The organism is Saccharothrix stipae (assembly GCF_054781895.1).
Genome location: NZ_BAAGTN010000017.1, coordinates 368771 through 391447, shown reverse-complemented (window position 1 = coordinate 391447; position 22677 = coordinate 368771). Strand labels below are relative to the sequence as shown.

General features: G+C 72.1%; 22 protein-coding genes and 1 pseudogene. 12 read left to right on the top strand and 11 right to left on the bottom strand.

Annotated elements, in window-relative coordinates; translation table 11 throughout:
- The first annotated feature begins 1 nt into the window (after nt 1).
- Both ACYVLT_RS29895 and ACYVLT_RS29890 read left to right on the top strand, forming a co-directional pair.
- A complete protein-coding gene (locus tag ACYVLT_RS29895; RefSeq protein WP_461123508.1) occupies nt 2-772 on the top strand; it encodes an ESX secretion-associated protein EspG in 771 nt (256 codons plus the stop codon).
- A gap of 117 nt (nt 773-889) precedes the next feature.
- Nucleotides 890-1420 (top strand): ESX secretion-associated protein EspG, encoded by a 531-nt coding sequence (locus ACYVLT_RS29890; protein WP_360463069.1) that lies wholly within the window; start codon nt 890-892, stop codon nt 1418-1420.
- 46 nt (nt 1421-1466) lie between these two features.
- Here ACYVLT_RS29890 and ACYVLT_RS29885 read toward each other — a convergent pair whose 3' ends face one another.
- On the bottom strand, nt 1467-1847 hold the full coding sequence (locus tag ACYVLT_RS29885; RefSeq protein WP_461123507.1) for a VOC family protein: 381 nt from the start codon (nt 1845-1847) through the stop codon (nt 1467-1469).
- A gap of 171 nt (nt 1848-2018) precedes the next feature.
- On the opposite strand from ACYVLT_RS29885, the pseudogene ACYVLT_RS29880 reads away from it, so the two are divergent.
- The 3 genes and pseudogenes from ACYVLT_RS29880 to ACYVLT_RS29870 all read left to right on the top strand — a co-directional run.
- Nucleotides 2019-2135 (top strand): annotated as a pseudogene (locus ACYVLT_RS29880) (transposase); the annotation flags it as partial.
- 172 nt (nt 2136-2307) lie between these two features.
- Nucleotides 2308-2622, top strand: a complete 315-nt coding sequence (locus ACYVLT_RS29875; protein WP_461123506.1) for a hypothetical protein — start codon at nt 2308-2310, stop codon at nt 2620-2622.
- On the top strand, nt 2619-4610 hold the full coding sequence (locus ACYVLT_RS29870) for an alpha/beta hydrolase (protein WP_461123505.1): 1992 nt from the start codon (nt 2619-2621) through the stop codon (nt 4608-4610). The genes ACYVLT_RS29875 and ACYVLT_RS29870 overlap by 4 nt, the downstream gene beginning before the upstream one ends.
- On the opposite strand, the gene ACYVLT_RS29865 is transcribed toward ACYVLT_RS29870, so the two are convergent.
- The 7 genes from ACYVLT_RS29865 to ACYVLT_RS29835 all read right to left on the bottom strand — a co-directional run bounded on the left by ACYVLT_RS29865 (nt 4611) and on the right by ACYVLT_RS29835 (nt 10734).
- Nucleotides 4611-4952, bottom strand: coding sequence for a hypothetical protein (locus ACYVLT_RS29865; protein WP_461123504.1), 342 nt, complete (start codon nt 4950-4952; stop codon nt 4611-4613). It abuts the gene before it with no gap.
- A gap of 14 nt (nt 4953-4966) precedes the next feature.
- Nucleotides 4967-5344, bottom strand: coding sequence for a sterol carrier family protein (locus ACYVLT_RS29860; RefSeq protein ID WP_461123503.1), 378 nt, complete (start codon nt 5342-5344; stop codon nt 4967-4969).
- A gap of 52 nt (nt 5345-5396) precedes the next feature.
- On the bottom strand, nt 5397-6203 hold the full coding sequence (locus ACYVLT_RS29855) for an ESX secretion-associated protein EspG (RefSeq protein ID WP_461123502.1): 807 nt from the start codon (nt 6201-6203) through the stop codon (nt 5397-5399).
- Between the two features lie 73 nt (nt 6204-6276).
- Entirely contained in the window at nt 6277-7587 is a 1311-nt protein-coding gene (locus ACYVLT_RS29850) for a PPE domain-containing protein (RefSeq protein ID WP_461123501.1), read from the bottom strand.
- Between the two features lie 83 nt (nt 7588-7670).
- Nucleotides 7671-8063, bottom strand: a complete 393-nt coding sequence (locus ACYVLT_RS29845) for a transcriptional regulator (RefSeq protein WP_461123500.1) — start codon at nt 8061-8063, stop codon at nt 7671-7673.
- A gap of 106 nt (nt 8064-8169) precedes the next feature.
- Entirely contained in the window at nt 8170-8745 is a 576-nt protein-coding gene (locus tag ACYVLT_RS29840; protein WP_461123499.1) for a DUF3558 domain-containing protein, read from the bottom strand.
- 69 nt (nt 8746-8814) lie between these two features.
- Complete coding sequence (locus ACYVLT_RS29835; protein ID WP_461123498.1) at nt 8815-10734, bottom strand: glycoside hydrolase family 15 protein; 1920 nt, start codon at nt 10732-10734, stop codon at nt 8815-8817.
- Between the two features lie 57 nt (nt 10735-10791).
- Here ACYVLT_RS29835 and ACYVLT_RS29830 point away from each other — a divergent pair, with 57 nt between their 5' ends.
- Nucleotides 10792-12639: a glycoside hydrolase family 15 protein gene (locus ACYVLT_RS29830; protein ID WP_461123497.1), complete on the top strand. Its 1848-nt coding sequence runs from the start codon at nt 10792-10794 to the stop codon at nt 12637-12639.
- Nucleotides 12636-13661, top strand: coding sequence for an alcohol dehydrogenase catalytic domain-containing protein (locus tag ACYVLT_RS29825; RefSeq protein WP_461123496.1), 1026 nt, complete (start codon nt 12636-12638; stop codon nt 13659-13661). The genes ACYVLT_RS29830 and ACYVLT_RS29825 overlap by 4 nt, the downstream gene beginning before the upstream one ends.
- Nucleotides 13662-13690: 29 nt before the next feature.
- Here the strand turns inward: ACYVLT_RS29825 and ACYVLT_RS29820 are convergent, their stop codons facing one another.
- Complete coding sequence (locus ACYVLT_RS29820; protein ID WP_461123495.1) at nt 13691-15850, bottom strand: putative bifunctional diguanylate cyclase/phosphodiesterase; 2160 nt, start codon at nt 15848-15850, stop codon at nt 13691-13693.
- Nucleotides 15851-15947: 97 nt separating this feature from the next.
- Nucleotides 15948-16769, bottom strand: coding sequence for an SAM-dependent methyltransferase (locus tag ACYVLT_RS29815; RefSeq protein ID WP_461123494.1), 822 nt, complete (start codon nt 16767-16769; stop codon nt 15948-15950).
- A 149-nt stretch (nt 16770-16918) separates the two neighbouring features.
- Between ACYVLT_RS29815 and ACYVLT_RS29810 the strand changes: the two genes are divergently transcribed.
- Nucleotides 16919-18034 carry a pentapeptide repeat-containing protein gene (locus ACYVLT_RS29810; RefSeq protein ID WP_461123493.1) on the top strand — a complete coding sequence of 372 codons (1116 nt, stop codon included), beginning with the start codon at nt 16919-16921 and terminating at the stop codon, nt 18032-18034.
- Nucleotide 18035: 1 nt separating this feature from the next.
- Nucleotides 18036-18998: a pentapeptide repeat-containing protein gene (locus tag ACYVLT_RS29805; protein ID WP_461123492.1), complete on the top strand. Its 963-nt coding sequence runs from the start codon at nt 18036-18038 to the stop codon at nt 18996-18998.
- On the opposite strand, the gene ACYVLT_RS29800 is transcribed toward ACYVLT_RS29805, so the two are convergent.
- Nucleotides 18942-19826 (bottom strand): LysR family transcriptional regulator, encoded by an 885-nt coding sequence (locus ACYVLT_RS29800; RefSeq protein WP_461123491.1) that lies wholly within the window; start codon nt 19824-19826, stop codon nt 18942-18944. The two genes, ACYVLT_RS29805 and ACYVLT_RS29800, sit on opposite strands and share 57 nt — an antisense overlap.
- Nucleotides 19827-19956: 130 nt before the next feature.
- On the opposite strand from ACYVLT_RS29800, the gene ACYVLT_RS29795 reads away from it, so the two are divergent.
- From ACYVLT_RS29795 to ACYVLT_RS29785, 3 genes are all read left to right on the top strand, one after another.
- Nucleotides 19957-20802: an aldo/keto reductase gene (locus ACYVLT_RS29795; RefSeq protein ID WP_461123490.1), complete on the top strand. Its 846-nt coding sequence runs from the start codon at nt 19957-19959 to the stop codon at nt 20800-20802.
- 82 nt (nt 20803-20884) lie between these two features.
- Nucleotides 20885-21697 (top strand): lysozyme, encoded by an 813-nt coding sequence (locus ACYVLT_RS29790; protein WP_461123489.1) that lies wholly within the window; start codon nt 20885-20887, stop codon nt 21695-21697.
- Between the two features lie 109 nt (nt 21698-21806).
- Entirely contained in the window at nt 21807-22631 is an 825-nt protein-coding gene (locus ACYVLT_RS29785; RefSeq protein WP_461123488.1) for a lysozyme, read from the top strand.
- Nucleotides 22632-22677 lie beyond the last annotated feature (46 nt).

The window sequence follows — 22677 nt, the reverse complement described above, 5'->3', positions numbered from 1 at the left end:
AGTGAGCGGCACGGTTGTCCTGTCGACGCTCGAATTCGACGTCGCGTGGGAGGGCGAGCGGCTGGCCCGGCGCAACGTCGCGCTCGACGTGCCGAGCCCCGGCATCACGCACACCGAACGCGCCGTGTTCGTCGAGCAGGCCTGGGGCTCGCTCGCCGAGCGCGGCCTGGCGGCGAACCGGCGGTTGACGCCCGAGTTGGCCGACGCGTTCGCGCTGCTGGCCAACCCGCAGGTGTCGATCGACATCTGGATCTGGGTCGACCGCCGCAAGATCAAGGGTCTTGCGGCGGCGGCCGGTGACGAGGGCATCCTCGCCGTGGTCGACGGCGACGAGGTGTGGTTGATCGAGTCACGGGCCAGCGCGCTGGCCGAGGCGGCGGTGGCCGTCGCCGGTGAGATGCCCGCCGGGTACGGGCGGTCGATCAGCCTGCCGAACGACGTGCTGCGGGCGGCGGGCGACGAAGCCGGTCGGGACGCGGAGAAGCTCGTGCTCGCGTTGGAACGGCAAGGGCTGCCGCTGCACGAGGCGCAGGAGCTCGCCGGTATGTGCGACGGGATGAGCACCCGCGGCCAGTTCGGCGTCGAACGCGCCCAGCACGGCGGCGGGCCACCCGTGCGCGCCGGCCGCGTGGTCGCCTGGCACGACACGCCGTCCGGCCGCTACCTGCACCAGGTCCGGCCCAGTTCGGACGGCCGCAGCTGGAGCACGATCACCCCGATCGACAACGCCCGCCTCGCCGCGTGCGTGTGGGAGTTGTTGCAGGAGGTCTGAGATCCCGCTCGGTCGGGGGCGGCTAAACGGAACCCCGGCGTCCTCTTCGACGTCAGTTACCGGAGCGGGCCTGGGGGGCCGGGAGCAACGCCCGCCGTCATCCGGGAGTGACGACTGGTGACCACCGCGACCCTCAGCGCGACCGCGTTCCGCACCGCCTGGGAACACCTCGACCTCGGCGCCATGCCGATCGTCCTGCACGTGCAGGACGAACCCGCACCGTGGAGCCACCTCACCGCCCAGGGACTGGCCCGCGGCGGCGAGCTCGACCCGTGGCTGGGCGCGGCGTTCAAGCTGATCGCCAACCCGCCGCGTTCGGCGGACCTGCGGCTGGGCATCGGGCGGTCCGCGGTGCGCGCGCTGGCCGCGACCACCGGCACCGGTTCGGTGCTGGCGGTGCTGACCCGTGACCTGCTCACCGTGCGGGAGGTGGACGCCGACCTCGCCGCCGCGCTGGTGGGGCTGCTGCCGCGACTCCCGGACGGCCGAGTCGGCGGACCGGACCTGCGCGGCCAGTTCGGAGCCGCCGCGATCGACCAGAGCGGGCGGCGCAGGCGGGCGGCGGACGTGGTCGACTTCCACGGGCCGACGGATGCCGGTGTGCTGCGGACGAGGATCACCGCGCTGTTGGACGACTTCCTCCGGTGACGCGGGAAGCCGGTGACCCGTCGGGTCGGGTGGCGGGCTCGGCGGGTCAGGCCCAGGCGTTTGCCTGGGCCTCGAACTGGGCGGGGTCGGTGTGCACGGGCAGGACGCACATCAGGTGGCCGCTCGGTGCGCGCAGGACTCGGCACTCCAGCCACCGCGACACCTCGGTGGCCCCCAGCGCGAGCAAGCGGGCGGTTTCGGCCTCCACGTCGTCGGTCTCGATGTCCAGGTGGAAGCGGGGCTCGTCGTCCACCGCCTGCACGGCCACGGCCAAGCCCGGGATGGCGTCGTGCAGTGAGGTGAACTGCTCCTCCGACGGGACCGGGCGGGCGGTCGCGCCCAGGGCCGCTGACCAGAAGGCGGCGGCCTGGTCGGCCCGGTCTTGCGGTGTGTCGATCAGCAGGGCGGAGACACGGCTGCGGTGCATGGTCTCGACGGTAGTGGTGACCCGACACCTTCTCCCGCCCCGAGCCCGAGGACCGCCGCCTGCTGCCCCTGAGTGATCAGTTCAAAATGAGCGGGGCGTGTCGGCTTCGCTTGGAACGTCGAACGATCCAAGATCGCCTCGTGCGTGAGGAGGTCTGGACCGACGAGATATGGACTCGGCTGGAACCGGCTGCCCACCGCCCTGTTCGGCGCCTCGGGCGCGACCTGTTGGCGGCGGCTGACCGAGTGGCACGAGGCCGGCGTCTGGCAGCAACTGCACGATCATCTGCCTGCGAAAACTCACTCCGAGCCGATCGCCGAGTCCGCCGGCTCCGGATGCGACGGGCGGTGATCACTACCGGGCGGATTTGTTCACCTGCTTGGCCCACGGGGCGAGGGAACCGAAGATGGTGAACGCGCGTCGCATTGCCGGCGACTAGCAGCACGAAGGGTGGGGAATCGTGTTCGGTGTGCAACCGGAGACGTTGCGCGCGGCGTCGAAGCAGTTCCACGAAGGGGCGGACGCGACCGCCGACGGCGCCGAGATGATCTCCATGCTCAGGCTGGACGCCGACGCGCTCGGCCAGGTCCCGGCGGCCGCGCAGTTCGTGGACGCGTTGGCGAAGTGGTCCGGCGAGCAGTCGGACGACCTGCGCCGGGGCAGCGCCTGGTACCGCGACGCGGGTGACGGCCTCAACGAGAACGCCGACTCCTACCAGCGCGCGGACGACGACTCGCACACCTCGTTCCGCGGCATCGAAGGGGGCATGGCGTGAGCTTCACCGACCCCGAGGTCCTGTACGGCCGATTGGCTTCGGGCGACGCCGGCCGCGTGGCCGCCGCCGCGGACCCCATCACCGGCGCGATGAGCGCCGTCGACCGCGCCGGCCAGTCCGTCGCCACCGGCGGCAGCACCGCGACCGCGAGCTGGCAGGGCGACGCCGCGGCCAGGTTCGGCGCCCGGGCCGAGCTGTCCACCAGGTCCGCGACCGTGGCCGGTGAGCGGCTGGGCGCCGGCGCGGACATCGTCCAGGCCGCCTCGCGCGCCTACACGCAGATGCGCGGCAGCGCCGACCAGCTGATCGACTTCTGGCGTGGCCGCTCGCCCGCGTTGGACGAGGCGCAGACCCGTGAGCTGGCCAACCGGGTCAACGAGCAGCTCAACAACGTCAAGACCGGCTACGAACGCGTGCTGCGCTCGTACGCCGACGCCCTCACCAAGGTCCGCCCCGGCTTCGAGGAGACCGCGGGCAAGGACGCGGGCTGGAACACCGCCGTCGCGGCCGCGCGCACCCCCGCCGTGCCCGGCCCCGGCACGGACCCCAGGCAGGTGGCCGCCTGGTGGAAGTCGCTGACCAAGGAGCAGCAGGACGAGCTGCTGCGCACCAAGTTCCAGGAGCTCGGCCAACTGCGCGGCCTGCCGTCGGAGGTGCTCGACCAGGCCAACCGCCTGCGCATCCAGGACGACGCCCAGCGCTTCGGCGCGCAGCGCGACCAGCTCGACGCCCAGCTGGCCGCGCGGGCGCAGGAGTTGGGTCTCGACCCGGACAACTCCGAGGACATGACCAAGCTGCTGAACGACGAGCGGTACGCGTCGCTCAACGAGCAGCGCCAGGAAGCCGCCACCAAGGCCGAGAACGCCGAGAAGGTGCAGAAGAGCATCGAGCAGGCGGAGACCCTCGCCCGGGACAACGGTTGGCTCAACGCCCGGGGCGAGCCGGACGTCCGCATCCTGGCCTGGGACCCCTACGGTCCGCGCGGCGACGGCGGGACCGCCATCGCCTACGGCAACCCCGACACCGCCAAGAACCTCGCCGTCAGCGTCCCCGGCACCGGTTCCACGCTGGACGCCTTCTCCGTGAGCCAGGCGGGCAACCTGCGCGCGGCCATGGGCGCGGAGGGCAACGCCACCATCCAGTGGCTCGGCTACGACGCGCCCGGCTGGGCGCCCGGCGAGGTCGACAACCCGGCGCAGGCCCGCGAGGGCGGCGCGAACCTCGTCGCCGACGTCGCCGGCTACCGCGCCGCCGCAGAGGCCGCGGGTAACAACCCCCACGTCACGGTGATCGGCCACTCCTACGGCTCCACCACGGTCGGCTACGCGGGCATGAACGGGCTGGCCGCGGACGACATCGCGTTCGTCGGCTCGCCCGGCGTGGGCGCGTCGAACGTCAACCAGCTCTCCGCGGGCCCCGGTCACGTCTACGTCGGCGCGACCGAGCACGACCCGGTCGTCCAGGGCACGAGCCAGACCTGGTTCACCGAGGACGGCTCGTCGATCGGCCCGTACGACGACCGGTTCGGCGCCAAGACCTTCGGCACCACCGACGGGACCTCGGCGCTGGGCGCGCACTCCCAGTACTACGCCCCCGGTTCGGAGTCGGTGCAGAACCTGGCCCGGATCGCGACCGGTGACGGCGGCTCGGTGACCGCGCAGGAGTGGGACGAGAACCCGCTCGGCCCGTCGCTGCCCGGCTCGCACATCCCCGGCGTCGGGCCGGTGGTGGACTTCGTCGGCGGCACGGCCGTCGGCGCGGCGGACCTCGCGGTCGACGCCGGGACCGGGCTCTACAACGCCGGTCGCGACGCGTGGAACGGCAACTGGTCCGACGCGGGCACCGGCCTGCTCAACACGGGCAAGGAGGTCGTCAACGACACCGTGGACGTGGTCGTCGGCGGTGTCGGCGACGTGGTCGAGCTCGGTCGGGACGTGGTCGAGGGCGTCGGCAAGGCCTGGGACAAGACCGTCGGGTCCTGGTTCTAGTCAGCGCAGGCGGCAGGGTCCGACGTCGGTCTGGACGCCTTCCTGGTCGAAGCCGCTCCGGTCGGACTGGCGCACCGAGCACACCACGAGGTCGCCGACCTCGATCCCCTCCGGGAACTGGTCGAGGTCGGCGGCCTTCTTGTCGATCCGCTCGACCCCGCCCGGCTGGTCCTGGTCGATCTCCAGGTTCACGTACGACGGCTTGGTCTCGCCCATCGACTCGTACGGCGGGTTGATCTTGACGACCTTGAACGCCACCTCGCCCGACCACTCGCTGCCGCCGCAACCGACGAGGAGGGCTCCGACCGCGAGGACGGCGACACACGCCTTGAGCGCCTTCACGCGGTCGAGCTTAGCTAGAAGCGGAGGACCGGGAGCAGGCTTGAGAGATCCGCCCTGCTGCCCGACGCGGTGACCTTGGCGTCCCGCAGCGCCTCCGCCCACCCGAGCCGGCCGACGGCCAGTTCCAGCCACGTGCGCGGGTCGGTCTCGATCACGTTCGGCGGGGTGCCGCGGGTGTGCCGCGGGCCCGCCACGCACTGCACGGCGGCGAACGGCGGCACCCGCACCTCCACGCTGCGGCCCGGCGCGACCTGCTCCAGCGTCCGCAGGCTCAGCCGCACGGCCGCGGCGAGCACCGGGCGTTCGGGCTGCTCCGCCGCACCGGCGAGCCAGGGCAGCACGGCCTCGACGGCGGCGCGCACCTCGTGGGGGTCAACGGTCCTGGACGGCACCCGCCCAGGCTAGCGTCGCCGACACGACCGCCGACACGCCGCCGCACCGGGGTCAGAACTTCGCGGCGCGCACCGCTTCGGCGAGCAGCTCCTCCACCTGGTGCGCGAGTCGGCGCGAGTCGGTCGGGCTGAACGTGCTCCACGGCACGGACCCGTTCGCCGCCCGCCGTTGCTGGAGGTAGCGACCGTCCTCGGTGTCGAAGAACGCGACCACGCGGTCCGGTCGGCACCGCTTGCCGTACTTGTCGCGGGCCGCCGCGCCGAAGTTGCCGGTGTGCACGAGCCCGGTGAACATCTTCACCAGCGTGGTGGCGTCCTCCTGGCGCACGCCGTGCTCGCGCAACGAGTTCTCCAGGCTCTTGGGCGAGCCGTCGGACTTCTTGACCGCGGCCTCCAGGTCGGCGCTGGGCATGGTGACCGAGTGCCCGCTGCCGGCGGGGTGCGCGGGCAGCGCGCCCAGCACGGCCGACGGCAGGCCACTGCCCGCCGCGCGCCGGAACGTGAGCCGGTCGTCGGTCAACGTGGCCACCGCGCCCTCGTCGCCGTTGGCCACAGCCAGCACCCGCACGCTCTTGCCCACCCACACCCGGCCGTCGACCTCGCGCTCGGGCCGGTTGAACAGCCGCAGCAGGTAGTCGAGTTCCGGGTGCAGCCCGGTCGGACCGCCGAGTCCCCGCGCGCCGATGTCGTGCCAGACGCGTCGTTCCAGGTCGGCGCGCGCCTGGTGGGTCTTGCCCGGCGAGGGCACCTTGATCACCAGCGGCATCTGGCCGAGGTCGAGGCGCTCCCAGAGCACGTCGAACTCCTCGGCGGAGAGCTCGATCGGCTCCCGCTCCGCAGGCCCCCCGAAATACGTCACCGACATCCCCGTCCCCTGAACACCGGACACGGGCCCGCGCCGAGTCGACGCGAGCCCGTGCACCGGAGGATTCCTACTGCGGCGTTTCCCCGATCACCGGCGGTGCGACGAGCCGGTCGTCGCCGAACACGTCGTTCGTCTCGACCAGGTAGTCGGCTGCCTTGTGCTCGATGTCGTCCTCGCCGTTGCCGCCCTGCGCACCGGCCGCACCACCGGCCATGCCGGGGCCGCCCGCACCCGGACGACCGGCGGCGCCGGGGCCACCAGGACCGCCGGGGCCACCCGCGCCGGGGCCGAAGCCACCCGCGCCGGGCATGCCGCCGCGACCGGGCACACCGGAGGGGTGGTTACCGCCGGGCGCACCCGCACCGGGCATCCCGCCGGGCATACCGCCCGAACCGGGCATCCCCGGCATACCGGGACGCATGGGGTTGGGGCCGCCCTGACCACCGGGGCCGGGCATGCCGGGCATCCCCGGCATCCGGCCGGGCGGCAGGCCCGGTCGCTGGCCACCGGGGCCGGTGGGGACCTTCGGCGGGACCTGCGGGCCGCTGCCCGGGGGCTTCGGCGGGGTCCACGTGGGCGGCGGCACCGGGCCGACGGGCGGCCGGACCGGTGGGTTGACCGGCGGGGTCACCTGCGGCGGGAGCGGCGTCGGCTGGCCGGAGGTCGGCGGCGCCCACGACGGGGTCGTGGTGCCACCGGTGCCGGGCACCAGGCCGGGCTGCGGCACCGGGGTGCCGGCCGACGGCGGTGCCCACGACGTGGTGGTGGTGCCGCCGCTGCCACCGATCGGCGGCGTCCAGGTCGAGGTGGAGTTGTAGTTGGCGTTCGAGTTGTTGAACTCGCCCGCGCCAGCCGGCGGCGGCGTGTCGATCACGACCTTCGGCGGGGGGACGAACTGGCCGAGCGTGTTGGCGTTCCACTCGCTGCTCGACTGGTAGTTGTTCATCACCTCGACGGCCTTGGCCTCGGCGTTGTCCTGCGCCGCTTCCTGCCGCTCGTGGTCCTGCTGCTGCTTGATCACGTGCATCATGCCGACCGGGCCGGTCAGCCCGCCGACGATCGCGTCGCCGAGCGACGGCGCCTCGGTGGTCACCGGGAGTGGCTCGGGCATCTCCTTGCGGGCGTTCGCGATGTAGTCCGCCTGCAGCTGCGCGGAGGTCTCCATCGTGCTCGAACCCTGCTGGGCGTCCGCGGCCCAGGCCCCCAGGGGCGACAGCGAGGCCGTCGTCGTGTCGGCGGTGTCGCCCTCCCAGCTCGCGCCGAGCTTGGCCAGCCCGTCCTTGATCGTGGTGTCGATCTCCCCGAGGGTCTCGGACAACGACTTCCAGGAGTCTTCGAGCGGCCGGGACGCGGCGACGCCGGGCCCCTCGTTGATCATGCGGTGGAGATCGGGGTGGGCATACCCGCGCCAGCGGTGATCACCCATCGTGCTCGCCCCCCTCGGGTGCGTAGGTCAGCAGGTCAGCCGTTGTTGATGCGTCCCCAGGACGCGGTGTTGTCGCCTTCGACTCGCCGGTAGTCGGCCTCGATCGCGGTGAGCTGGTCGACCACGCCCGCGAGCTGCTCGCGGTAGGCCTTGAGGGCGGTCAGGCCGGCCGAGTCGCCGGCCTCGAAGGTGTCCTGGTTGAACCGGTCGGCGGTCTCGTTGCTCACCGGGTCGCCGGCCCACGGCTTCGCCCTCAGCTGCGCGATCGCCACCCGGAGCTTCGCGTCCAGCTGGTCCAGCGCGTCCGAGAACACCTTGCGCGCGTCCGGGATCGCCGAGGGCTCGATGCTCAACTTCCGCTGCGCGCCGGCGTAGTCGGGCAGCGTCGTCGGCGTCGATCCCCCGCCACCACCATCCGCGATGAACACGGCACACCCCTCCTCAGTCCTGCACATACCCCAGCGTGTGCATTCGGGACGACTTTAGCTCTGATGCGTGACGCGGGTGAACGGTTCCGTCCGCAAAGAGGTAGTTCTACTTGTTCAAGTTGGTCACGACGGCCGCCGCGACCGACTGGGCGATCCGGCAGAGGGCCGGGATGTTGGTCTCGCCGAGGCTGAACGCGCCCACGTCGACCACCTGGCCGTCCGAGACGTCCACCGCGACGGAGCAGGAGAGCCCGAGGTCGGTGTCCGCCTCCACCAGCAGCGCCGGGAAGCCGCCCACCTCAAGCTTGGTCACCTTGCCGTCGGACCCGGCGTAGTCGTCGATGCCCGCGGTGGTGTCGGCGGTCATGCCGACGAAGTACGTCCGGTCCTCGCGGCTGATCGTGCAGCCCTTCTTCCCCGGGTCGTCACTGGGCTGCGGCGGACGGTCCAGACCGAACTCCGCGCGCTGCGCCTCGGTCAGCAGGGTGCACGGGTCCACGTCGGCGATGTTGATCGTCTTCGGGCGCTTGGCCGGTTCCTTCGACGCCGACGTCGCCTTGCCCGACGTCCCGCTCGCCGCCGTGGTGGGCGTCGAACCACCCGGGTTCGCGGACCCGTCCGTGGCTTGCGAGCAGCCCCCGAGCAGGGCCAAGGCGGCGATGAGCGGCACGACACGGCGCATGAGCACCAACGTATCGGATCTACGTCACCCACAAGGCGCATTGCGGGCAACGTGACGCGGACGACCGCGTCACCGGCAACCGGTGTAGCGGCAGGCGACCGCGGCGGGCCGCTCCACCGGCTTGCCCGCGTCGATCGACCACGCCAGCCGCACGTACTGGGCGTGCGTCCAGGCCAACGGCGTGGCCGACGTGGTCCCCCGGCCGTGCCAGACCTGCTCGGGCAGCATCCGGCCGTCGTTCGCGGTGCCGGCGATGTCGGCCAGCCGGCGGCGGGCGTCGCCGACGTCACCGGCCAGCAGCTCGTACTCGCCGCGCTCACCGGCGAAGATCGGCCACAGCCTGCCGTAGGTGCGGCCGTGGCCGATGTTCCACGGCCCGCCGTCGGCGCGTTCGCCGTAGCCGTCGCCGTTGTAGCGGTGCCAGAACCGGTCCACGCCCAGCTGCTCGTCCACCACGCGCACGGTGTTGCGGACGACCGGGTCGTCGTGCGGGCGGACGCCGAGCCGCACGAGCTCCAGGAAGCTCGGGTCCACGGCGGCGCGCTGGTCGATCTCGGTGGGGTGGTTGTCGCCGGGGTTGTACGTGGTGCCGGAGTCCGGCCGACCGTCCTTGGTGAGCCGCAGGTAGTAGGGGTCGGGCGAGAACGGGCCGGTGGTGGTGACGGTCCAGCCCTCCAGCCGGCGCTCCCAGTCGTCGGCGACGGCGAGGTACCTCGCGGCACGCGGGTCGCCCGACCGCTGGAGCAGGTCGGCCAGGCACACCAGCCCGGCGATCTCGCTCGCGATCGTGCCCGGCGAGTAGCCGCTCTGGTTCTCCCAGCGCTCCTGCTGGGTGAACGGCGCGTTCGGCTGGGCGATCATGAACTCGGCCGCCGCCACCAGGGAGTCCACTGTGGACCGGTCGGCGCGACCGAGCAGCCAGGCCAGCAGCATCGGCGCGGCCTGCTCGTCCTGCTGGATGTTGGTCCAGTACGGCTCACCGTCGACCCTGGTGTTCTGCGGCAGGTGCCCGTCGGCTTGCTGCTGTACGTGCAGCATGAAGTCGAGCGCGCGCTCGGCCGCCCCGCGATCGCCGGCCGCGAGCATCGCACTGGCCACCTGGTACAGGTCGCGCGGCCAGACCAGGGCGTAGGAGCCGAACTCCGGGGCGATCGTGCGGTCGAACCCGAACGCCCACGGGAAGCTCGGCGACGCGATGAACGCGCCGGGGTGGCGTTTGTCCTCGGTCGCCGCCAGCACCATCATCGACGTGTCGTACAGGTCGCGGTCGGCGCTCTTCGGGCGCTTGAGCCCCTTGAGGTAGTCGTCCCAACCCCGGTCGTACCGGCGGGCGTGCCGGGGGAAGCCCTCGACCAGGGACGTCTTCGCCGTGGTCAACGCCTCCTCGACGTGGCTGCCGAAGCCCATCGCCAACGTGGCGCCGCGGTCGCGCACCCCGTCCACGCGCAGCGAACCGGTCTGGACGACGTTGCCCTCGGTGGAGCCGCGCGACGTGATCGGCTCGTCGGCGATCAGGGCGCTCGCGGACCGGGCGTCGTAGGCCAGCAGCGCCTCGGGGTGCCGGGCGGCCGAGTCGTCGTCGCCGTCGCGGGACAGGTTCGGGTCGAAGACCACCTGGACGTCCACCGGCCGGTCGGCGTGCAGCCGCAGGTCGGCCAGGACGGTCGGCCGCGCCGGGTCGGTGGTGTAGGTGATCTCGGCCCGCCAGCCGTCGCCCCGGAACTGCTGCCGGTAGCGGAGCCTGCCGACGGGCTCGGTGCGGCCCTCGGCCGTGCGGCCGTCCACGACCAGCCGCAGGTCACGGGTCGCCGGGGTGCTCAGGTCCGGGTAGAAGACCTCGGTGAGGCCCGTGCGGCCGAGGGTGAACCAGACCGGGCTCGTCGCCTGGCGGGCCGTGCCGAACCCCTGCTTGTCCGCGGGGGCGTAGGTGGCCGGGGGACCGGGGACGGTCAGCGCGCTCGCCAGCAGCACCGCGACTAAGGAGGTCATGGGAGTTGGGTGCGCAACAGCGCGCGCCGTCAAACGCGGGTACGTAGGGTCGGCGGGGTGGGAGACACGGGACCGGGACGGATCGAGGATTACGCGCTGCTGTCGGACCTGAGGACGGCGGCACTGGTGGGACGGGACGGGTCGATCGACTGGCTGTGCATGCCGCGGTTCGACTCGCCGTCGTGCTTCTCCCGGCTGCTGGGCACCGAGGACGACGGGCACTGGCGGATCGCGCCGACCGGCGAGGTGGTGTCGGTGCGGCGGTCGTACCGCGACGGCAGCCTCGTGCTGGAGACCGAGTTCGAGACCGTCGACGGTGTGGTGCGGCTGATCGACACCATGCCGCCCGAGCAGGACGACTGGGACGCCGACACCCGCGTGGTGCGGGTGCTGGAAGGCGTGTCCGGGCAGGTGGAGATGTCGTTGCGGTGGGTGCTGCGGTTCGCCTACGCCGACTCCGTGCCGTGGGTGCGGCGCGGTGAGCGGGACGGGCAGGAGTGCATCGTGGCGCTCGCCGGGCCGTCCGCCGTCGCGCTGTACGGCGACCGGCTGCCGTACCGGGTGCACGGCAAGCGGGCGCACGAGGCGGAGTTCACCATCTCGGCGGGCGAGCGGCTGTCCTGGGTGATGGAGTTCGCGTACTCGCCCGACGAGCCGCCCGCGCCGGTGGACGCGCTGTCGGAGGTGGCCCGGTCCGAGGCGTTCTGGCTGGACTGGTCGTCGCGCATCGACTACGACGGCCCGCACGCGGACGTCGTGCGGCGGTCGCTGATCACGTTGAAGGGCCTGTCGTACGCGCCGACCGGCGGCATCGTGGCCGCGCCGACGACGTCGCTGCCGGAGACGTTCGGCGGCGAGCGCAACTGGGACTACCGGTACTGCTGGCTGCGCGACGCCACGTTCACGCTGCTGGCGCTGGACAACTTCGGCTGCACGGGCGAGGCGCTGGCGTGGCGCAGGTGGCTGCTGCGCGCCGTGGCGGGCGACCCGGCCGACCTGCAGATCATGTACGGCCTCGGCGGCGAGCGGCACCTGGTCGAGTGGGAGGTCGACTGGCTGCCCGGGTACCGCGGCGCGCGGCCGGTGCGGGTCGGGAACGCGGCCTACCGGCAGTTGCAGCTGGACGTGTACGGCGAGGTGATGGACGCGTTGCACCTGGCGCGGGAGCGCGGGTTGGGCGAGACCGCGGACTCGTGGGCCATGCAGCGCGGCATGATGCGGCACTTGGAGAAGGTGTGGGAGCAGCCGGACAAGGGGCTGTGGGAGGTGCGCGGGCCGGACCGGCACTTCACCCACTCCCGGGTGATGCTGTGGGTGGCGTTCGACCGGGCGGTGCGGGCGGTGGAGCAGTTCGACCTGCCCGGTCCGGTGCAGCGGTGGCGGGAGCTGCGCGAGACCGTGCACGCCGAGGTGTTGGCGAAGGGCTGGAACTCCTCGCTGGGCGCGTTCACCCAGTACTACGGCGGCACGGAGCTGGACGCGGCCACGCTGCTGATCCCGGCGGTGGGCTTCCTGCCAGGCGACGACCCACGCGTGCTCGGCACCCTGGACGCGATCTCTGGCGTGCTCAAGCGCGGCGACCTGGTCGACCGGTACGAGACCTCCCACGGCGAGTCCGAAGTGGACGGATTGGCCGGTGTCGAGGGAAGCTTCCTGGCGTGCTCGTTCTGGTACGTCGACGCGCTGGCGTTGGCCGGGCGACGTGAGGAGGCGCTGGCGATGTACGACCGGCTCGTGGACCTGTGCAACGACGTGGGGTTGTTGGCCGAGGAGTACGACGCGGGCACCGGGCGGATGCTCGGCAACTTCCCGCAGGCGTTCAGCCACCTGGCGCTGGTGAACAGCGCGGCGGTGCTGTTCGGTGGCCACACCCGCGACGAGCGTCGCCGCAGCGGTGCGGCGTGAGGGCGGCGGAGGTCGTCCCGGGCGAGCCGGAGGCGTCCCGGGTGGTGGACCGGCCGGATCCGGGTCGTCCGGGTGAACTGCTGGTCCGGGGTTTGCTGGTGGGCATGTGCGGCACCGACGTGGAGATCATCCGCGACGGTTTCGGCTCGTTGCCGCCGGGTCGGGACCACATGGTGCCCTTCCACGAGTCCCTGGGCCGGGTCCTCACCGCGCCCGAGGACTCCGGCTTCTACGAGGGCGACCTGATCGCCGGGGTGGTCCGTCGCCCCGACCCGGAGCCGTGCCCGGCGTGCGCGGTGGACGCGTGGGACTTCTGCCGCAACGGCCGCTACACCGAGCGCGGCATCAAGGAGCTCGACGGGTACGGGATGCAGCGCTGGACCGTGCCGCCGAAGTTCGCGGTGAAGCTGGACCCGACGCTCGGTGACGCGGGCGTGCTGACCGAGCCGGCCTCGGTGGTGGCCAAGGCGTGGGCGCAGGCGGAGGCCGCAGCCGCCCGCGCCCACCTGCCGGTGCGCTCGGTGCTGGTCACCGGCGCCGGCCCGATCGGCCTGCTGGCGGCGCTGCTGGGCGTGCAGCGGGGGTTGGCGGTGCACGTGGTCGACCGCGTGACCGACGGCCGCAAACCGGACCTGGTGACCGCGCTGGGCGCGAGGTACTACCCGGACCTGGCCAAGGTCACCGCCGAGGTCGACGTGGCGATCGAGTGCACCGGCGTCGCACCCCTGATCTGGGAGTGCGTGCGGCGGGCCGCCGTCACGGTCCTGGCGGGCATCGCCGGCGAGCACGACCCCGTGCCGCTGGACCCGAGCGTGTTCGACGGCATCGTGATGGGCAACAAGTCGGTCGTCGGCACGGTCAACGCGGGCCTGCCGGACTACCTCGCGGCGGCGGAAGCCCTGTCCCAGGCCAGCCGTCCGTGGCTGCACGGCCTGATCACCAGGCGCGTGCCGCTCGACCGGTTCACCGACGCGTTGGAGAAGGAGCAGGACGACGTGAAGGTGATCGTGGACCTGGCGTAGCGGACCGGACCGGTCCGCTACGGGCCCGCCTAGCGGCGCAGCAGGTCGTCGATCTCCTCGGGCTTCATCGGCTTGGCGAAGAACCAGCCCTGGCCGGTGTCGCAGCCGATCCGGTGCAGCCGCTTGGCCTGTGCCGGCGTCTCCACGCCTTCGGCCGTCACGCCGAGTTGCAGCGCGTGGGCCAGCTGGACCAGCGTGGAGACGATCTGGGCGTCCACCGCGTCCTCTTCGTCGGCCGCGCGCAGCCCTTCCATGAACGAGCCCGCGATCTTCAGCTCGTGCACCGGCAGGTGCTTCAGGTACGCGAGGTTCGAGTACCCGGTGCCGAAGTCGTCGATGGCGATCCGCACGCCCATGTCCGACAGCGCCCGCAACGCCTCCAGCGGCTCGTCGGCGGTGCCCATGATCGCGCTCTCGGTCAGCTCCAGCTGGAGGTGGTGCGGCGGCAGCGCGCACTCGTCCAGGATCCGCTTGACGTCCCGGACCAGCTCCGGGTCGCGCGACTGGCGCACGGCCAGGTTCACCGACACGAACGGCGCGGACTCGCCGAACTCCTCCAGCCACCGCCGCGCCTGCTCGCACGCCCGCCGCAGCACCCACCGGCCCAGCGGCACGATCAGCCCGGTCTCCTCGGCCAGCTCGATGAACCGGTCCGGCGCCAACCGCCCGAACTCCGGGTGCTGCCACCGCACCAGCGCTTCCACGCCGACCACGGTGCTGTCCTCGAGCCGGACCAGCGGCTGGTAGTCCACGTAGAACTCGTCGCGCTCCAACGCCGCCGGCATGGTCGCCGACAGGGTGAACCGGGCGACCTCCTTGGCGTTGCGCTCGGGGTTGTACAACGCCCAGCGGGACTTGCCGTCCGCCTTCGCCCAGTACAGCGTGATGTCCGCGTCACGCATCAGGTCGGCGGCCGTGGTGCCCGAGAGCGCGCGCTCCACGATGCCGATCGACGCCGACACGGTCAGCTCGTGCCCGCCGATCCGGATGGGCGACTCCAGCTCCCGCAGCACCCGGTCGGCGACGTTGACGATGTCCTGCGTGTCCTGCGAACCCTCCACCAGGATGACGAACTCGTCGCCGCCCATCCGGGCGACCAGCTTCCCGTCGCCGGACACCGAGTGGTCCAGCCGCCGCCCGACCTCGACCAGCAGCTGGTCGCCGATGTCGTGGCCGAGGCTGTCGTTGATGACCTTGAACCCGTCCAGGTCCAGGTAGCACAGGCCGGCGCGGTGGCGTGCCCTGTTGTTGAACACGCGGCCGAGTCGTTCCAGGAACAGGGCCCGGTTGGGCAGGCCGGTCAGCGGGTCGTGCAAGGCCTGGTAGCGCAGCCGGTTCTGCAACAGGTGCCGGTCGGTGACGTCCTCGATCATCGCCACCTGGTACTGCGGGTCGCCGTGGTCGTCGCGGACCAGCGACAGCGTCAGGTGCGTCCACACCTGCTCGCCGTCGGCCCGGCGGAACCGCTTCTCCGCCCGGTAGTGGTCGCACTCGCCGGCCGTGAGCTGGTCGTAGAGCCGCCAGACGCTGCCGCCGTCCTCCGGGTGCATCAGGTCGCGGATGTTGTACTGCCGCATCTCCTCGACGCTGAACCCCAGCATGTCCTGCAACGCCTGGTTCACGTCCAGGATGCGGCCCTCGATGTCCGCGATGCCGATGCCGATGGCGGCCTCGGTGAACATCGCCCGGAACCGCGCCTCGGACGCGCGCAACGCGGCTTCGGCCTGGTCACGGGCGTCCAGCACGGCCGCGCGGATCGCCTCCTGCTCGGCCAGCGTCCGTTCGCGCAGGGCACGGGCGTACCCGGCGGCCAGCGCGCCCTGCAACGCGGCCAGCCGCGACCGCATCAGCTCGTCCGGCTGGATGCCCAGCTCGCCGAGCAGGTCGTCGCCGAGCAGCTGCACCGTGCGGCCCAGCGTGTCGGTGCCGGTGAAGTGGGCCTCGACCAGCCGCGCGCCGATCTCGTAGCCGGGCGCGGTGCGGAACGGGCTGGCGTGCAGCGCGTGCACCAGCACCTCGGTCAACGCCTGGAGGTGTTCGGCGACCTCGGCCCGCGTCATGGGCACGTAGCTGCTCCCGATGACGGCGGTCGCCCAGGTGCGGGCGAAGGACTCCGCCCCGGCCAGTACGGCGGGGTCGAGGTTCGATCGGCCCGGTGCTGCCACCCGATGGTCAACCTGTTCCGTCATGTCCGCCGGCCTACCGCCACAACCCAGAGGATACGGCCGGTCGCCGGGCGCGGTCGACTGCCCGGCCGGCCGCGCGAACGGCGTCGACCGCCGTCCATCAGGCCTTCTGCCCGACGCCGCCGAAGCTGATGAAGTGCGCCGCGTTCTCGTCCACGTCGTCGGGCGACTCCGGCCGCCACAGCGGCAGCCGCGCCACACCGGGCTCGGCCAGCTCGAAGCCGTCGAAGAAGGCCTGCACCTCGCGCTTGGGCCGGAAGCACATCTCGCTGACGCCGCGGTTGTAGACCCCCTTCGCGTCGTCCCACGCCGGGTCCCACTCGCCCTCCTCGAACCCGGCGTGCGAGATCGCCAGGTAGCTGCCGCCCGGGATGGCGTCGCGGTAGTCCGCCACCACCCCGCGCGGGTTCTCGGAGTCCGGCATGAAGTGCAGCAGCGCGATCATCAGCACGCCGATCGGCTGGTCGAAGTCCAGCAGGTCCTGCACCTCGGGCGAGGACAGCACCTGCTTGGCGTCCCGCACGTCGGTCTGCAGCACGTTCACCAGCTCGTTCCCGGTGAGGATGGCCCGGCTGTGCGCGACCGCGACGGCGTCCACGTCGACGTACACCACGCGGGCGGCCGGGTCGGTGGCCTGGGCGATCTCGTGCACGTTGCCGACCGTGGGGATGCCGGAGCCCAGGTCGAGGAACTGGCGGATGCCCTGCGCGAGCATGAACCGCACCGCGCGCCGCAGGAACGCCCGGTGGTTGAGCACGATGGTCTTGACCACCGGCACGTCGGCCAGGACCTTGTCCGCGACCGCCCGGTCGACGGCGAAGTTGTGCGCACCGCCGAGCCAGTAGTCGTAGACCCGCGCGATGCTCGGACGTGCCAGGTCGATGTCCCCCGGCGCCCAGGTCGGCCGTCCCACGCTGTCCACTCGGATTCTCTCCTCAGCCGTGCTCGTGTTCTCACCGTTGCGGTGACACCCACATCATGGGCCAATCCGGTGAGTTAGCACACCGTCGACTTGCGCGAGTTCTTCAATCACCCACCCCTGACTCGATCACCCGGAAGAATGACGACCTTGTGAAGCACCTCTGGATCGCGGGCGCGGTCGTCTCGGTGGCGGCGGGGGTCTGGCTCGTCGTTGCCCACCGCCGCGGGCGCAGTGTGGTCATACCCGTCGTGCTGGGCGCGGTCGGGGTGTTCTTGCTGGTCACGGGCTGGTTGTTCGCCACCGACCCGAACGCGCCGAAGCACGAGGCGATCAAGACCGGCGGGCTGGCGGGCGGCTCGGTGGTGGCGCTGTACGCGCTGTGGCTCAACGACCGGCGGCGGCGCACGGACGAGGAACGGCATCGGATCGAGCACCAGCGCCAGCAGTTGGAGAACGAGCGGGCCGGACACGATCGGTCGCGGGTCGCGGACGAGAGGTTCGCTCGATCGGTGGAACTGCTCGGTCACGACGCGGAGCAGGTGCGGGTGGGCGCCATGCACGCCCTGGCCGGTCTGGCCCGGTCCCGCGCCGAGTACGCCCAGACCGTGCTCGACGTGCTGTGCGCGTACCTGCGACGGCCGTTCGACGTGACGCGGGAAGGCGAGGAGGTGGTGCGGGACGACCGCGAGCTGGAGGTCCGGCTCACCGCGCAACGGCTGATCGCCGAGCTCCTGCCGCCCGCCGACGTCGCGGGCGCACCGCGCTACAACCTGGACCTGACCAGGGCCTACCTGGAGTACTTCGACATCTCGCACCGCCAGGTCGGCGACCTCGTCCTGCGGGCCGCGCGGCTGCGGGAGTCGAACTCCATGCACCACGCGGTCGTGCACGGCGGCGCGTGGTTCACCGACGGGCTGAGCCACAGCCGGCTGTACCTGCACGACGTGGTGTTCCACGGCAAGGCCTGGTTCAGCCGGTTCGCCTGCACGGACACCGCCGACTTCACCGCCACGAGGTTCCTCGGCCCGAACAAGTTCGCCGGGTCGGCGTTCACCGGTGCGGTGAGCTTCGAGGGCGGCGAGTTCGCCGAGCCGGCCGACTTCGAGGGCGCGGAGTTCACCGGCGGCGCGAACCTGCGGCTCGCCGAGCCCGTGCGAGCCCGCACGCAGGGCATGCGCCTGTCGCTGGAGCACGAGAACGCCCTGCCCGACGGCTGGGTGGTGGAGCGCCGCGGGGACGACGGCCTCGGACTGGTCAGGAGCTGACGTGCGCGGACGTGGATTGCTGGTGGCGAGCGTGCTCGCCGCGGTCGTGGTGACGGTCGTGACGACCGCCGTGCTCATCCTGGTGGACCCGAGGCAGCCGAAGGCGGAGGCGATCAAGACCGGCGGGCTGGCCGGCGGCGCGATCGTCGCGCTGTACGCGCTGTGGCTCAACGACCGGCGGCGGCGCACCGAGGAGGCGCGGCACGAGCTGGAGAGCGAGAAGGTCGCCGACGAGCGGTTCGCGCGGGCCGTCGAGCTCCTGGGCAACGAGGCCGACCAGGTCCGGGTGGGTGCGATGCACGTGCTCGCGGGCCTGGCCCACACCACGCCCCGGTACAAGCAGACCGTGCTGAGCGTGCTGTGCGCGTACCTGCGGCGGCCGTTCGAGCACGCGGCCGTCGAGGAGCTGCCCGAGGACCCGGACCAGGCGTTCTTCGGCAAGAAGCGCGAGGTGGAGCCCGCGCAGGACCACGAGATGACCGTCCGGATGACCGCCCAGCGGCTGATCACCGACATGCTGCCCTGGGGCAACGACCCGGACCCGACGCCGTACCACCTGGACCTGACCGGGGCGAAGCTCGTGCACTTCCGGCTGGAGGGCCGCCGGTTGGGCCGGATCGTCGCCCGGCGGGCGCAGTTCTACGGCATCACGCAGTTCGGCGAGGCCGTGGTCGGCAAGCCCGCGCTGTTCTCCGGCGCCACGTTCCACGGCCGGGTCAACTTCCGGGACGGCAAGTTCGACGGCGGCATCTCGTTCCAGGACACCACGTTCGAGCGGGAGGTCAACGTCACCGGGGCGAGGGTCGGCACGTTCCTGCACGTCTCGCCGGCGCCGCCGCTCGAACTCGTCGGCGCCCTGGAGGTGCTGGCCGGCACCGCGTTCCGGGTCGACCCGAGGGGCTGGCGGCTAACCGGCGACGGACAGTCCCCGACCGGCTTCGAGGACCATGTCGAGCAGCACTGACGCGGCGGCGCTCACCGTCGGCGTGGTGACCACGGCGGTGTCGGTCATCGGCGCGTCGACCAGCTCCACGAACCGCGCCCGGGTCTGCTTCGCCGCGAACGACGCGGGCACCAGGGCCACGCCGAGGCCGAAGCCGACGAAGTCCAGCAGCGAGTGCACGTCGTTGACCTCGACCGCGACCTTCCGGTCCACGCCGGCGGTGGCCAGCGCGCGGTCCACGTCGTCGCGCGTCCCCCAGTCGGGGTTGAAGTCCACGAACGGTTGGCCGGCCAGCTCGGCGAGCCGCACCGACTCCCGTTCGGCGAAGGGCAGCTCCGGCGCGCACGCCAGCACCAGCGGCTCGCTGGACAGGGTGGACACGCCCAGGTCGTCGCCCGCGGGCCCCGAGGTGACGAACGCCAGGTCCAGCCGCCCGGCGCGGACCAGGTCGACCAGCTCGCCCGAGCCGGCCTGGCGCAGCCGCAGCTCCACCCCGGGGTGCAGCTCGTGGAACCGGGCCAGCACCGCGGGCAGGTGCACGGCGTGCAGGCACTGGATGCTGCCGACGGCGAGCGTGCCGCGCAACAGGCCTTGGACGGCGGCCACCGCGTCCCGCGCCGCGTCGATCGTGCCCAGCACGCGCCGCGCCTCGACCAGCAGCGCGCGGCCGGCCTGGGTCAGCTCGACCTGGCGGGTGCTGCGCACGAACAGCGGCGCGCCGAGCTCGACCTCGAGCGCCCGGATCGACGCGGAAAGCCCTGACTGGGCGACGTGCATGCGCCTGGCGGCGCGGGTGAAGTGGCACTCCTCGGCCACGGCCACGAAGTACTCGAGCTGCCGGAGTTCCACGATTCATCACCCGTACTGCTGAATGGCATCAGCTTCTTCTGTTGGACAGCTTAATGCCTACCGCTCAAGCTGGGGTACGAGCCCGCCGCCTGCGCAGCAGCGGCCATCAAACACAGGAGGTACGTCGAAGATGCTGACTCGCCGGATCGGAGGAGTCGAGGTCAGCGCCATCGGCCTGGGCGCGATGCCGATGTCGCTGGAAGGCCGCCCCGACCGCGCCCAGTCGATCGAGACCATCCGCACCGCCGTGGACAGGGGCGTGACGCTGATCGACACGGCGGACGCGTACTCGGCCGACGACGGCGACTTCGGGCACAACGAGGAGCTGATCGCCGAGGCGTTGAAGGGCGTCGACGGCGTCATGGTCGCCACCAAGGGCGGCCACACCCGCACCCCCGGCGGCGGTTGGGGGCTCGACGGGCGCCCGGAGTACCTGAAGTCGGCGTGCGAGGCGTCGTTGCGGCGGCTCGGCGTGGACGCGATCGACCTCTACCAGTTCCACCGGCCCGACCCGTCCGTGCCGACCGCCGAGTCCGTCGGCGCGCTGGCCGAGCTGCTGGACGCGGGCAAGATCAAGCTCGCGGGCGTGTCCAACTTCGACCCCGCGCAGATCCGCGAGGCGAACGAGGTCCTCGGCGGCCGGCTGGCGAGCGTGCAGAACCAGTTCTCGCCCGCGTTCCGGTCCAGCGAGCCGGAGCTGGAGCTGTGCGCCGAGCTGGACATCGCGTTCCTGCCGTGGAGCCCGTTGGGCGGCATGAGCGCGGCCGGCCGGTTGGGCGAGCGGTTCGCGGTGTTCGCCGAGGTCGGCCGGGACCACGGGGTCAGCCCGCAGCAGGTGTGCCTGGCCTGGATGCTCGCCAAGGCGCCGCAGGTCGTGCCGATCCCCGGTTCGTCGCGGCCGGCGAGCATCTCCGACTCGGCCGACGCGGTGCACGTGCGGCTGTCGGAGGAGGAGCTGAAGCGCCTGGACGGGTGACGTCCTGCGGATGCGGCGGTGGACGTCCGGCCTGACGATCTAGGCCGGACGTACCAGCACCGCCGACCGAATGGGGGCGTCGATGGCCACGCACACCCGCCTGCGCACCTTGAGCACCCGACTGGGCGCACTCACCATCACGCTCGCGATCGTCCCGGCGCCCGCCGCCCAGGCGCGGCCCGAGGGGTCCGCCGACCACTTCGCGGGCTCGCAGATCGCCAAGCACGAGGGCTGGGACCGCACCGCGCGACACCGGCCGCGGGTCGGGGGCACCGTGCCGGGCATGGACGTCAGCAGCCATCAGGGTGACGTCGACTGGGTGAAGGCGTGGGCGGACGGCGCGCGGTTCGCCTACGTCAAGGCCACCGAGGGCACCGGGTACCGCAACCCGGACTTCGCCCAGCAGTACAACGGGTCCTACGCGGTCGGCATGATCCGGGGCGCGTACCACTTCGCGCTGCCCGACCGGTCCGGCGGCGCGGCGCAGGCGGACTTCTTCGCGGCCAACGGCGGCGGCTGGTCGCGGGACGGTAAGACCCTGCCCGGCGCGTTGGACATGGAGTACAACCCGTACGGCGACCCGTGCTACGGCCTGGACCAGGCCGCGATGGGCGCGTGGGTGCGGGCGTTCAGCGACCGCCTGGTCGAGCGGACCGGCAGGCACCCGACCATCTACACGTCCACGAGCTGGTGGCACCGGTGCGTCGGCCGGGCGGAGCGGTTCGGCGACACGAGCCCGCTGTGGGTGGCGCACTACGCCGACGTGCTCGGGCCGCTGCCGCACGGGTGGGACTACGAGACGATCTGGCAGTGGCAGGCGGCCGGGCGGTTCCCGGGCGACCAGAACCTCTTCAACGGCAACGGCGAACAACTGCTCAGGGTGGCACTCGGGTAGCGGCCGTTGCTCCGTTTCGTGACCAATTAACACGAACTCTGGTCAATTGGTTAGGCGTGTATCACACTGCCCAACGAGTCAACACCCTGCACTGGCTCAAGGAGTCACGATGAACACCTTCACACGCTCCGCCACAGCCATCCTGGCCGGCACCGCACTGGCCCTGCTCGGCTTAGCCGTGCCCGCATCGGCAGTGCCCGGATCATCAGGCACCGCGCAAGCCGCACCCGCCGTCGAGGACCACGCCATGGGGTCGCAGATCGCCAAGCACGAAGGGCGCGGCGACCGGCGCATCGTCATCCCCACCGACCCCGGCGCGCAGGCCGTCGTGTACGGCATCGACGTCAGCGGGCACCAGGGCAACGTCGACTGGGCCTACTGGTGGGGCCAGGGCAAGCGGTTCGCCTACGTCAAGGCCACCGAGAGCACCACCTACCGCAACCCGTACTTCGCCCAGCAGTACAACGGGTCCTACAACGTCGGCATGATCCGCGGCGCGTACCACTTCGCGCTGCCCGACCGGTCCGGCGGCGTCGCCCAGGCCGACTACTTCGTCAACAACGGCGGGGGTTGGTCGCGGGACGGCAAGACCCTGCCCGGCGCGCTGGACATGGAGTACAACCCGTACGGCTCGACCTGCTACGGGCTGTCCAAGGCCGGCATGACCGCGTGGGTCAAGGCGTTCAGCGACCACTACCACGCCCGCACCGGCCGCTGGCCCGTCATCTACACGTCCACGAGCTGGTGGAACCAGTGCGTGAGCGGGGACTTCAGCTCCACCAACCCGCTGTGGGTCGCGCGCTACGCGTCCACCGTCGGCACCCTGCCCTACGCCTGGCCGTTCTACACGTTCTGGCAGTACTCGTCGTCGCCGATCGACCAGAACCTGTTCAACGGCGCCTACGACCGGCTCCAGGCCCTGGCCAACGGCTGACCGGGAGGTGGCCGGCCGGGTCGCCCCGGCCGGCCACCGCCGGGTC